Origin of the sequence: Amycolatopsis kentuckyensis (genome assembly GCF_002155975.1) — a bacterium.
GTDB classification, from domain to species: Bacteria; Actinomycetota; Actinomycetes; order Mycobacteriales; family Pseudonocardiaceae; genus Amycolatopsis; species Amycolatopsis kentuckyensis.
The window spans coordinates 1-10829 of the sequence record NZ_MUMI01000614.1 but is presented as its reverse complement, the minus strand read 5'-3'; the positions used below and the strand labels follow the sequence as shown (position 1 = coordinate 10829).

The 10829-nt window shown below is 72.0% G+C and carries 10 protein-coding genes and 1 pseudogene; 9 read left to right on the top strand and 2 right to left on the bottom strand.

Annotated features, from left to right (window positions below; all coding sequences use genetic code 11):
- From CCN39_RS43775 to CCN39_RS43765, 3 genes and pseudogenes are all read left to right on the top strand, one after another.
- Positions 1 to 343 (top strand): annotated as a pseudogene (locus tag CCN39_RS43775) (hypothetical protein); the annotation flags it as partial.
- 69 nt (positions 344 to 412) lie between these two features.
- Positions 413 to 1450, top strand: coding sequence for an Lrp/AsnC family transcriptional regulator (locus CCN39_RS43770; RefSeq protein ID WP_086852599.1), 1038 nt, complete (start codon positions 413 to 415; stop codon positions 1448 to 1450).
- Positions 1451 to 1584: 134 nt separating this feature from the next.
- On the top strand, positions 1585 to 2817 hold the full coding sequence (locus CCN39_RS43765) for an FAD-binding protein (RefSeq protein ID WP_086852597.1): 1233 nt from the start codon (positions 1585 to 1587) through the stop codon (positions 2815 to 2817).
- 20 nt (positions 2818 to 2837) lie between these two features.
- Here CCN39_RS43765 and CCN39_RS43760 read toward each other — a convergent pair whose 3' ends face one another.
- Together CCN39_RS43760 and CCN39_RS43755 are read right to left on the bottom strand one after the other, a co-directional pair.
- Positions 2838 to 3731, bottom strand: coding sequence for an IS982 family transposase (locus CCN39_RS43760; RefSeq protein ID WP_086852595.1), 894 nt, complete (start codon positions 3729 to 3731; stop codon positions 2838 to 2840).
- 83 nt (positions 3732 to 3814) lie between these two features.
- On the bottom strand, positions 3815 to 4795 hold the full coding sequence (locus tag CCN39_RS43755; protein WP_086852592.1) for a LacI family DNA-binding transcriptional regulator: 981 nt from the start codon (positions 4793 to 4795) through the stop codon (positions 3815 to 3817).
- A gap of 299 nt (positions 4796 to 5094) precedes the next feature.
- Between CCN39_RS43755 and CCN39_RS43750 the strand changes: the two genes are divergently transcribed.
- From CCN39_RS43750 to CCN39_RS43725, 6 genes are all read left to right on the top strand, one after another.
- Positions 5095 to 6291 carry a Gfo/Idh/MocA family protein gene (locus tag CCN39_RS43750; protein WP_208630647.1) on the top strand — a complete coding sequence of 399 codons (1197 nt, stop codon included), beginning with the start codon at positions 5095 to 5097 and terminating at the stop codon, positions 6289 to 6291.
- 206 nt (positions 6292 to 6497) lie between these two features.
- Complete coding sequence (locus CCN39_RS43745) at positions 6498 to 7790, top strand: ABC transporter substrate-binding protein (protein ID WP_244211283.1); 1293 nt, start codon at positions 6498 to 6500, stop codon at positions 7788 to 7790.
- Between the two features lie 3 nt (positions 7791 to 7793).
- Positions 7794 to 8768 (top strand): carbohydrate ABC transporter permease, encoded by a 975-nt coding sequence (locus CCN39_RS43740; protein ID WP_086852586.1) that lies wholly within the window; start codon positions 7794 to 7796, stop codon positions 8766 to 8768.
- Positions 8765 to 9610 carry a carbohydrate ABC transporter permease gene (locus CCN39_RS43735; RefSeq protein ID WP_086852584.1) on the top strand — a complete coding sequence of 282 codons (846 nt, stop codon included), beginning with the start codon at positions 8765 to 8767 and terminating at the stop codon, positions 9608 to 9610. Before CCN39_RS43740 ends, CCN39_RS43735 begins: the two co-directional genes overlap by 4 nt.
- Positions 9611 to 9614: 4 nt before the next feature.
- Complete coding sequence (locus CCN39_RS43730; RefSeq protein ID WP_086852601.1) at positions 9615 to 10187, top strand: YesL family protein; 573 nt, start codon at positions 9615 to 9617, stop codon at positions 10185 to 10187.
- Positions 10184 to 10829 (top strand): Gfo/Idh/MocA family protein (locus CCN39_RS43725; RefSeq protein ID WP_143264384.1); only part of this gene is annotated, 646 nt, incomplete at its 3' end. The genes CCN39_RS43730 and CCN39_RS43725, both read left to right, overlap by 4 nt.

Here is a 10829-nt window from a genome sequence, read left to right as displayed (position 1 = left end):
CCAGGCCGCGGCCGGTGGCTACCTCCTGCACGAACCGCAGGTCAACGCCTGGTACGCGGTGCACGGCGACGCCGTGACCGTCCTGGACGGCTCGGTCACCGGCCTCGCCCCGGGCTCGAAGCTGTCCTTGGCGGAGTACCGCTCCGCGCTGCACGAGCGGTACGCGGACAAACTCCCGGGTTCGGCCTACGACCGCGACGGCGCGGGCGGCGGCTACGGCGGCCGGGAGCGCGCGGTGCCCGCCGCGGACCCCGGCGACGTCCCCGCGCTGCCGTTCGTGCTCGGCGGTGTCCTGGTGCTGGCGGCCGGCGCGGCCGCGGTGCCGCGGCTGCGGCGGCGGTAGGACGACGAGGGGCCGCCGGAGCCTCCGGCGGTCCCTTGGCAGCCGATCATGATCAGGTCACAATGCGCCATGCCCGTTTCGCCCGGTGCGTCGCCGGAAGGGGCGCGCTCGGGGTTGAGCGCGTCCGACCTCGCGCTGGTGGAGGCGCTCCAGCGCGACCCGCGGGCGCCGTGGACGCGCATCGCCGCCGCCGTCGGCACCGACGCGACGACGGCGGCCCGCCGCTGGGAGCGGCTGCAAGCCGCCGGCCTGGCCTGGCTCACCGCCTACTCGACACCGCCGACAACCACGGTCGGCTACGTCGACCTCGCCTGCCGCCCGGACGCGCTCAGCGCACTGACCCGCGAGCTGTGCGGGTGGCCGTCGGTGTTCAGCGTCGAGCGCACCACCAGCCGGTTCGCGTTGTTCCTCGGCCTGGCCGCCCGTGACCTCGACGCGCTGGACGCGCTGGTCACCGGCCGCATCGGCGCGCTGCCCGGGGTCCGGGAGGTCCGGTTCGCCGTCGCGACCCGCGTCTACCGGGAAGGCAGCGGCTGGCTGCTCGACGCGCTCGCCCCCGAGCAGCGGGCCGTCCTGGACGACACCGCCGTGCAGGCCCGGCTCGTCGTCCCGCAGCAGTGGAACGACCGGGACCTGCGTGCGCTGGTCGAGTCCCTGGGCGAGGACGGCCGGCGCAGCTACGCCGTGCTGGCCCGCGACTGCGGGATGAGCGAGTCGGCGGTGCGGCGCACGCTGGCGCGGATGCTGCGCAACCACGAGCTCGACTTCCGCTGCGACCTCGCGCACGTCCCGGCCGGCTGGCCGGTGATCGCGGGCTACCGCCTCGACGCCCGCGCGACGGAGCTCGATCGCGCCGGCACCGCGATCGCGCAGCTGCCGGAGACCCGGCTCTCGGCCGCGGTGGTGGGGGAGGGCAACCTCGTCGTCTCGGCGTGGCTGCGGGTGCCGGCCGACTGCACGGACTACGAGACGCGGCTGGCGGAAGCCGCTCCCGGCGCGCGGGTCCTCGACCGCGCGATCACGCTGCGGATGCCGAAGCGGATGGGCCGGCTGCTCAGCCCGCACGGCCTCGGCGGCCCCCACCAGGCGATCATCCCGGCCCGCTGAACCAGGGCCGGAACGATCCACCGGGGAGGAGCAAGACCCGGCGCCGCGGCCGTCCGAACCGGACGCGGGACTTCCGGCGCGCAGCGGCCGCGTAGGGTCGGGAGTGGATCTCATGCGGCGGAAGGACATCTTGGGTGGGCGAGTCGAACTGGGCCGGGAACCTCACGTACGGCGCGGACGCGGTGACCACGCCGCGGACCGTCGCCGAGGTCCAGGAAGCCGTCGCCGGCGCGACGCACGTCAAGGCCCTCGGGAGCCGGCACTGCTTCAACGCGATCGCGGACTCCCCGGGCGGGCTCCTGCTGGACCTGCGCGCCCTCGACACCGGAGTAGAGCTCGGCGACGGCACCGTGACGGTCGGCGGCTCGGCCCGCTACGGCGACTTCGCGCAGCAACTCCACGACGCGGGCTTCGCGCTGCCGAACCTGGCTTCGCTGCCGCACATCACGGTCGCGGGCAGCGTCGCGACCGGCACCCACGGCTCCGGACGGCGGCAGCCCGGCCTGGCCGCGGCCGTCTCCGGGATCGAGCTGGTCACCGCCGACGGCTCGCTGAGGACCTTCACCCGCGCCGACCCGGAGTTCCCGGGCCTGGTCGTGGGCCTCGGCGCGGTCGGCGTCGTCACCCGGCTGACCCTCGACGTGGTCCCCGCGTTCGACATCCGCCAGGACGTGTTCGACGACCTGCCGTGGGAAGCCGCGTACGAGAACTTCGACGAGATCGAAGACGCCGGCTACAGCGTCAGCATGTTCACGAACTGGGCGAACGACCGGATCGACCAGGTGTGGGTCAAGAGCCGCGAGGGCAGCGGGCGCACCGGCCTGTTCGGCGCGGTCCCGGCGGACGGGCCCCGGCACCCGGCGCACGCCGCCGGCATCCCGGCGGACAACTGCACGCCTCAGCAGGGGGTGCCGGGCCCGTGGCACGAGCGGCTCCCGCACTTCGCGCTGGCGTTCACCCCGAGCGTCGGGGACGAGCTGCAGTCGGAGTACTTCGTGCCGTACCGGGACGCGGTGGCCGCGATCCGCGCGGTCCGCGAGCTCGGCGACCTCGTCGCGCCGCTGCTGCTGGTCTCGGAGATCCGCGCGATCGCGGGCGACGACCTGTGGCTCAGCCCCTGCCACGGCGGCGACCGGGTGGCCCTGCACTTCACCTGGCAGCCGCGCCAGCCCGAGGTGGAGGCGGTGCTGCCGGTGCTCGAGGAGCGCCTGGCCCCGTTCGGCGCGCGCCCGCACTGGGGCAAGCTCTTCCACGGCGTTCCGGGGGAGTACCCGCGGCTGGCCGAGTTCCGGGCGCTGGCGGAGCGGCTGGATCCGCAGGGCAAGTTCCGCAACCCCTTCCTGAACCGGCACGTCTTCGGCGGCTAGACGAGTAATGCGTAACTCGGTTAGTGGTCGTAGGCGGTCAGGGATCGGGTGATGGGCTGGCCGGTGGCGCGGTTGTGCCAGATGGCGGCGGTGAGGGCCAGGAGTCGTTGGGCGATGCGGACGCCGACGCCTTCGATGGTGCGTCCGGCGTGCTGTTCGAGGTTGAGTTGGCCTTTGAGGGTGTCGTTGACCGATTCGATGAGCTGGCGGATGGACTTGAGCAGCGGTTCGCCGGGGTGGGGCGTGCGGTTGCGGTAGGACGGCCGGATCAGCTGGACCCCGCGCTCGGTGAGGAAGTGGTCGAGTTCGGCGGAGATGTAGCCCTTGTCGGCGATGATCAGCAGGCCGGGGCGGTCGGTGAGCAGGCGAGGTTCGTGGTCGCAGATGGCCATGAGCACCTGCCGCTCGTCGACCTTCGGATCGGCCAGCGCCCAGGCGATCGGCAGTCCGGCCGGGGTGCAGACCAGGTGCAGCCGCAGGCCCCAGAACCAACGCGAATGCGAGCGGCAGAAGCCGTATTTGGCCCAGCCGGCCAACTCCGAGCGTTTGACCGTGGGCCGGGACCGGCCGCACTCCACCGGGGTGGAGTCAACGATCCAGGTGGTGTCGGTCCATAGGTCGGTGTCGACCGCGAGCCACCGCATGACCTGCTTGACCAGCGGCAACGCGGCCCGTAGCCGGCGGTTGTAGCCGGACTGGCCCGGCAGGTAGCGGAACGCGCCGGGCATTCGGGCGGGCAGGAACCGCAGCCAGCGTGCCTCGGATGTGAACCCCAGCAGTGCCTGGGCCACGGCCAGGGTCATCAGTTCAGCGTCGGTGAGCTTCGGTGGTCTGCCCATCCGGCGCCGACCTGCGAGGTGGTCGTCGATCTTGACGTAGAGTGCGGTGAGAAGGGTGTTCAGGTCTGTCGTCACAAACGGATCTTGGACACCCTATCGTCCGTCTCCGGTCACCACCCAGACTTACGCATTACTCGTCTAGCCCGGCGGCGGCGCGGTCACGACGGTGGGGCCGTGGTGGCGCGGACGATCAGGTGGGTGTCCAGCACCTGCGTCGTGTGCTCGTCGGCCTCGCCGTCGAGCAGTCCCAGCAGGATCGTCACCGCCGCGCGGCCCGCCGCCTCCGTCGGCATCGCGATCGTCGTCAGCGGGGGCGCCGAGATCGCCGCGAACACCAGGTCGTCGAAGCCCACCAGGCTGATCTCGTCCGGTACCGGCACCCCGCGGGCGTTCAGCCGCGCCAGTGCGCCGAAGGCGACCAGGTCGTTGTAGGCGACGATCGCCGTCACGTCCGCCGCCAGGGCCAGGTCCGCACCCTGCAGGCCGCCCTCGAACACCGGCGGGAACGGGCCGAACTCGACGACGTCCGTGCCGTGCTTCTGCGCAGTCTCCGCCAAGCCCTGCTTGCGGGCGCGGTTCGCCCACGACGCCCGCGGCCCGCCCAGGTACGCGCACCGGCGGTGGCCCAGCGCGGCGAGGTGCTCGATCGCCTGGCGCATCCCGTCCGCGGCGTCCATCACGATCGACGGGATCCCGGGCACCTCCCGGTTGAGCAGCACCAGGGTCGTCTGCCCGGCCAGTGCGCGCAGCTGGTCGTCGGTCATGCTCGGGCTGCACAGCACGACGCCGTCGACCTGCTTGGCCATCCGGCGCACGAGGTTCTGCTCCATCGCCGGGTCCTCGTCGCTGTTGGCGAACAGCACCGCGATGTCGTCCTGCCGGGCGCGGGCCTGGACGCCGTTGAGCACGCCGGTGAAGAACGGGTTGCCCAGGTCGGAGACCACGATCCCGATGTGCCCGGTGCGCGCCGCCGGCCCCGGCTGCGGCGCGCCGGCCGCGTGGTAGCCCAGCTCGTGGGCCGCGGCCAGCACCCGGGTGCGGGTCTGCTGGCGGACCAGGTCGGGGGACGTGAACGCGCGCGAGACGGTCGAGATCGACACGTTGGCCCGGCGGGCGACGTCGTGAATGGTCACGGTCACGGCAACTCCTCGGCAGGCACTGAGCAACATCATGGAAACGCCCGAGAGCGTTGTCAACAAATCCTGCAAACCTTCAGCCGCGACTTGCAGCCGGAGCTGGTCTATTCCAGTAAGCGCTATCTCGAAACGGGCACGGCCATTCGGAGTATCGGCGGTTCGACGATTTCGACGGCACTGTCCTGATGATTGACACGTTTGTCGCGCACGCCCTACGGTGGCGACCGGAAGTTTCTCCCAGAGCCTGACCCCATTCGTCAGTTCCGCGCGGCCCCGCACCGGGTCCCGCCGATCGGAGATCCATGTCGGGGAGCCGGAGCCGCACCGTGGCGGACCCGCCGAGGCTGGCGGTCGTCGGCACGTCCGGTTACGCCTTCAGCTACCTGCACCGCGCGCGGATCCTGCACGACGAAGGCCTGGTCCGGTTCGCCGGCATGGCCGACATCCGGCCCCCGTCGGCTGCCGCCGCGGCGCTGCTGCCGCCGGGTGGCACCGCGCACCCGAGTGTCGAAGACCTGCTCCGCCGCTGCCGTCCCGACATCACCGTGGTCGCGACGCCGCCGCACGCGCACGTCCAGGCCGGTGCCGCGGTGCTGCGGGCGGGCAGCGACCTGCTGCTGGAGACCCCGCCGGTGCTCGACCTCGACGGCTTCACCGCGCTGTCGCGGCTGGCCGCGGAGACCGGAGCGGCCTGCCAGACCGGGTTCCAGAGCTTCGGCTCCCCGGTGCTGCCGGTCCTGCGGTCGGCGATCGCCGCCGGGAAGCTCGGGGACGTGATCGGTGTCGGCGCGGCCGGTGCGTGGATCCGCACCGACGCCTACTACCGCCGCAACCCGTGGGCCGGCCGCCGCTGGCTCGACGGCGAGGCCGTCGTCGACGGCGCCCTGACCAACCCGTTCTCCCACGCGGTGGCCACCGCGCTGCTGGTCGGCGGGGTCGCCGGGCGCGACCCGGCGGAGATCGCCCTCGAGCTCTACGGCACCCGCGACATCGAGGCCGACGACACCGCCTGCCTGCGGATCCGGTTCGCCGACGGGCCCGAGATCGTCGTCGCCGCTTCGCTGTGCGCCGAACAGGACCACGAGCCGTACGTCGTGGTGCACGGCGAGCGGGCGCGCGCGAAGTTCTGGTACAAGAGCCACCGCCTCGAAATCGACGACGAGCGGTGCCACCTCGGCGAACCGGCCGACCTGCTGCGCAACCTGATCGCCCACCACCTCGACCCGGACGGCGTGCCGCTGCTCGCGCCGCTGGCCGGGACCAGGGCGTTCGCCTCGGTGGTCGAGGCGGTGCGGGACGCCCCGTCGCCGTCCCGGATCCCGGCCGGCTGGATCCGCACCGTCGGCGAAGGGGCGAGCCGGCACCCGGTCGTGCGCGGGATCGGCGAAGAGGTCGCCGTCGCCGCGGATCGGCTGGCGCTGTTCTCCGAAATCGGCGTCCCGTGGGCGAGTGCCGCGCGACGCCGGGCAGGCGGCGCGGCCGCCGAACGCACCGGCTAGCGACGGTGCTCATCGCGCTGACGGCCCGGCCATCGACCCGGTTCCGGTAAGCGCTTTCTCGGCCTGCCCTCCGAACGCCGAAAGCGTTGCTGCACAAGGGCTATTGTCCCGAATTGGCCGTTGACACCGGTGTCGCGCACTGCCTACCGTGAGCGCGCTGACAGCGTTTTCAGAAAAGTGCTGACCGGCTGAGGACGGAGAGTTCGATGGGGCGGACAACAGAGCGTAGGACCAGGGGACGGGGTGTCGCCGCGCTGGCCGTGGTGGTCCCGCTGCTGCTGACGGGGGTGGCCGCCTGCGGCTCGGACTCCGGTGGCGGCGGCGACGTGACCATCAACTTCGTGTGGTGGGGCAGCGAAGGGCGGGCGAACCTCACGAAGAAGGCCGTCGAGCTCTTCCAGCAGAAGAACCCGAACATCAAGGTGCAGACGTCGTTCTCGGCGTACGCGGCCTACTGGGAGAAGCTGGCGACGCAGACGGCCGGGGGCAAGCCGCCGGACGTGCTCAACGTCGACAGCCGCTACCTGGCCGAATACGGCGGCCGGAACGTGCTGGCCGACCTGAACTCCGGCGCCGGCAAGGCGATCTCGCTCGCCGACGTCAACCCGGAGCTGGCGGCCACCGGCGTCTACCAGGGCAAGCGCTACGCGGTGCCGTGGGCGCAGAACACCCCGGCGATGATCTACGACCCGGCGGCGTTCACGGCGGCCGGTGGTGACCCGGCGAAGGGGATGACCTGGGACCGGTTCGCCGAGGTGGCCCAGAAGGTCGGCACGGCGGGCTCGGCGCGCGGGGTCACCGACTTCGGCATCCTCGACACGACGCTGGAGATCTGGCTGCGCCAGCAGGGCAAGCAGTTCTACACCCCCGAGGGCAAGCTCGGCTTCACCGCCGACGACCTGCGCAGCTACTGGCAGCTGGCGAGCAAGTTCCGCGACACCAAGGCCGCCTCGCCCGCCGACGTCACGGCGTCCTACAACACCTCGCCCGAGCAGGCCCCGCTGGGCAAGAAGCTGACCAGCTCGGAGTTCGCCTACGACAACCTGCTGCCGGCGTACCAGAAGGCGAACGGCAAGCCGCTGAACGTGGCGCCGTACCCGACCGGCGCGAACGGCGACACCGGGCAGTACCGGCGGCCGTCGATGTTCCTGGCCGTCTCCGCCCGCAGCCAGCAGCAGGAGGCGGCGGCGAAACTGGTGGACTTCCTGGTCAACGACCCCGAGGTCGGCAAGATCGTCGGCACCGACCGCGGCCTGGCGCCGAACCTCAAGGTCCGCGCGCAGCTGGCCGCGAACGCCAAGGGCAACGACAAGACCCTCTACGACTACGAAGCCGCGCTCGAACCGAAGCTCGGTGCCGCGCCGCCGGTGCCGCCGAAGGGTGCCGGCGCGATCCAGAAGCTGCTGCAGCGCACGTACGAAGAGGTCGCGTTCGGCCGGATGAGCATCGACGACGCGGTCAACCGGTTCATGACCGAAGCCCAGAAGGGACTGTCCTAGCCGATGACGACCCTGCGCACGCCGGACCCGCCGGTCGCGCCCCCGGCGCCCGCCGCGCGCGGCCGCCGGGGCCGGCCGGCCGGGCGCCGCCGCAAGAGCCAGCCGGAGGCGTTCGCCTTCCTGACGCCGTGGCTGCTCGGCGCGGTGGCGCTGACCGTCGGCCCGATGGTGGTCTCGCTCTACCTGTCGTTCACCGACTACGACATGTTCACCTCGCCGAAGTGGGTCGGGTTCGGCAACTTCGCGCACATGTTCACCGGCGACGACCGCTACCTGCAGTCGGTCAAGGTCACCCTGATCTACGTGCTGGTCTCGGTGCCGCTGAAGCTGACGGTGTCGCTGCTGGTGGCCATGCTGCTCAACACCCGCCGCGGGGCCAACGGCTTCTACCGGGCGGCGTTCTACGCGCCGTCGCTGCTCGGCGCGAGTGTCGCGGCCGCGCTGGTGTGGCGGGCGCTGTTCATGGGCGGTGGCCCGGTGAACGAGGTGCTGGCGTTCTTCGGCTGGCACACGCCGAGCTGGGTCGACGACCCCCAGTTCAGCCTCGCCTCGATCGTGCTGCTGGGGGTCTGGCAGTTCGGCGCGCCGATGGTGATCTTCCTGGCCGGCCTCAAGCAGATCCCGGCGGAGCTGCACGAGGCGGCCGCGATCGACGGCGCGGGCGCGTTCCGCCGGTTCCGGCACATCACGCTGCCCATGCTGTCGCCGGTGATCTTCTTCAACCTCGTGATGGAGGCGATCCACGCCTTCCAGGCGTTCACCCCGGCGTTCGTCATCGGCGGCGGCCGCGGCGGCCCGGCCGACGCGGACCTGTTCTACACGCTCTACCTGTTCGAGGTCGGCTTCCAGGACTTCCGGATGGGCTACGCGTCGGCGATGGCGTGGGTGCTGCTGGTGGTCATCGCGATCGTGACGGCCATCGTGTTCCGCACCGCGAAGCTCTGGGTGTTCTACGACGACGCGGAGGACAAGAAATGACCGTGCTGCCGCGCACGGCGCGGTCGTTCGGCTGGCACGTGCTGTGCCTGGTCATCGTCGCCGTGGTGCTGTACCCGCTGGTGTGGCTGGCGTTCGCGTCGGTCAAGCCGCCGGACGAGATCCTGTCCCGGCTGGCGCTGCTGCCGACCCGGTTCGTCTTCGACGGCTACACGAAGGGCTGGGAGGGCGCGGCGGACGTCGGGTTCGGCCGCTTCTTCCTCAACTCGTTCCTGGTGGCCGGACTGTCGGTGGCGGCGAACGTGCTGTCGTGCTCGCTGGCCGCGTTCGCCTTCGCCCGGCTGAAGTTCCGGTTCCGGGGCGCGCTGTTCGCGTTCATGATCACGACGCTGATGCTGCCCTACCACGTCACGCTGATCCCGCAGTACGTGATCTTCCAGCAGGCCGGCCTGGTCAACACGTTCGTGCCGCTGATCCTGCCGAAGCTGCTGGCCACCGAGGCGTTCTTCGTGTTCTTGATCGTCCAGTTCATGCGGGGCATCCCGCGCGAGCTCGACGAAGCGGCGATCATCGACGGCTGTTCGGTCTACCGCACGTTCTGGCACGTGGTGCTGCCGCTGTCGAAACCGGCGCTGGTCACGACGTCGATCTTCACGTTCATCTGGACGTGGAACGACTTCTTCACGCAGATGGTGTACCTGAACGACACGGAGAAGTTCACCGTGCCGCTGGGCTTGCGGCTGTTCGTCGACACCAGCAGCGAGTCGAACTTCGGTGCGATGTTCGCGATGTCCGCGCTCGCGCTGGTCCCGATCGTGCTGTTCTTCCTCGCCTTCCAGCGGCTGCTGGTGGAAGGCGTCAGCACCAGCGGCCTGAAGGGGTGAAGTGATGCGCAGCGCAACCGTGCGGACGACCTGGCGCGCCGGACTGGGGGAGTTCTCGGACACCCTGCTGGCCGGGCTGCTCGTCGCGCTCGCGTCGGTGCCGGTGGTGACCGCGGCGCCGGCGCTCGTGGCGGGCTGCCGGGTCCTCGACCGGGTCCGGAACGACGTCGGACGTCCACTGTGGACCACCTTCTGGGCCGACTTCCGCGGGGCGGCCCGTGGCGGGGTGCCCTTCGGGCTGGGGTGCCTCGCGGCGGTGGTCCTGGTCGCGGTGGACCTGGAGGTCGTGGCCTCGATGCCGGGGGCGGGCGCCCTGCGGGTGGCGTTGTGGGCGCTGGCGGCGGCGGGTGCGGTGGTCGCGGTGCGGACCTGCGAGGTGGTGGCCACGGGTGGCCTCGCCTGGCGCCGGGCGATCGCGACCGCGGCGCGGGAAACCGCCACCGCACCCGCGAACGGCCTGCTTCTGGCCATCGCGCTCGGGCTTGCGGTGCTGCTCGTGTGGATGCTGCCGATCCTCGCCCTCGTGGTGGCCGGGCCCCTCGCCTTGGCCGCCGTCGCGACCGGTGGCCGCCGATGACGCCGAAGGTGGTGGTGTTCGGCATGGCCGGCTACGCGGGCCAGCACCTGCGCCGCGCCCGCGCGTTGCACGACCGCGGCGAACTCGTCCTGGCCGGCGCGTGCGACATCCGCGAACCGCCCGAAGAAGCCCGGGCGCTCCTCCCCGGCGGCGCGGTGACCACCCGGGACGCGGCCGAACTGCTCGCCTGCACCACCCCGGACGTCGCCGTGGTGGCTACCCCGCCGCACACGCACCTGCCCCTCGCGAAACTCGCGCTCACCGCGGGTTGTCACCTGCTCGTCGAGAAGCCGCCGGTGCTCGACCTCGCGGCCTTCGCCGAACTCACCGCACTCGCCCGCGGCCGCGCCTGCCAGACCGGCTTCCAGAGCTTCGGCTCCGCCGCCGTGCCCGTGGTGCGGGCGGCGATCGAGGCCGGCGAAATCGGCACGGTCACCGGCGTCGCCGCCGCCGGTGCGTGGATCCGGCGGGACCGGTACTTCGCCCGCGCCGAGTGGGCCGGCCGCCGCCGGGTGGGCGGGCAGCCCGTGGTCGACGGGGCGCTGACCAATCCCTTCGCCCACGCCGTCGCGACCGCCCTGCTCGTCAACGGCACCGCCGAGGTCCGGCCCGAGCGGATCGCCGTCGAGCTGTACCGCGCCC

Coding starts and splice junctions, on each gene's coding strand:
- CCN39_RS43740 (WP_086852586.1), top strand. CDS start 7,794: ATGACGACCCTGCGCACGCCGGACCCGCCGGTCGCGCCCCCGGCGCCC.
- CCN39_RS43730 (WP_086852601.1), top strand. CDS start 9,615: ATGCGCAGCGCAACCGTGCGGACGACCTGGCGCGCCGGACTGGGGGAG.
- CCN39_RS43735 (WP_086852584.1), top strand. CDS start 8,765: ATGACCGTGCTGCCGCGCACGGCGCGGTCGTTCGGCTGGCACGTGCTG.
- CCN39_RS43750 (WP_208630647.1), top strand. CDS start 5,095: ATGTCGGGGAGCCGGAGCCGCACCGTGGCGGACCCGCCGAGGCTGGCG.
- CCN39_RS43770 (WP_086852599.1), top strand. CDS start 413: ATGCCCGTTTCGCCCGGTGCGTCGCCGGAAGGGGCGCGCTCGGGGTTG.
- CCN39_RS43745 (WP_244211283.1), top strand. CDS start 6,498: ATGGGGCGGACAACAGAGCGTAGGACCAGGGGACGGGGTGTCGCCGCG.